This is a genomic window from Pseudoalteromonas sp. P1-26 (genome assembly GCF_001401795.1).
GTDB lineage: Bacteria > Pseudomonadota > Gammaproteobacteria > Enterobacterales > Alteromonadaceae > Pseudoalteromonas.
In genome coordinates this window covers 1-221 of the sequence record NZ_LKDX01000204.1, presented here as the reverse complement: position 1 = coordinate 221, position 221 = coordinate 1, and the positions used below count along the sequence as shown (strand labels likewise).

Below are 221 nucleotides of genomic sequence, written 5' to 3'. Positions count from 1 at the left end.
TTAAAATGCCCAGATAGCTCAGTCGGTAGAGCAGAGGATTGAAAATCCTCGTGTCGGTGGTTCGATTCCGCCTCTGGGCACCATTATTTGATAATCTCTTTTAAAGTGATTATAGTGCACAACGCACGCGATTTTAGTGTGCCGACTTAGCTCAGTTGGTAGAGCAACTGACTTGTAATCAGTAGGTCATCCGTTCAACTCGGATAGTCGGCACCATTTAT

At 44.8% G+C, this 221-nt stretch carries 2 tRNA genes; both read left to right on the top strand.

From position 1 onward, the window contains the following. Nucleotides 1-7: 7 nt before the first annotated feature. Nucleotides 8-83, top strand: a tRNA-Phe gene (locus AN394_RS21505). A 57-nt stretch (nucleotides 84-140) separates the two neighbouring features. Continuing rightward, a tRNA-Thr gene (locus AN394_RS21500) sits at nucleotides 141-216 on the top strand. Nucleotides 217-221: the final 5 nt, after the last annotated feature.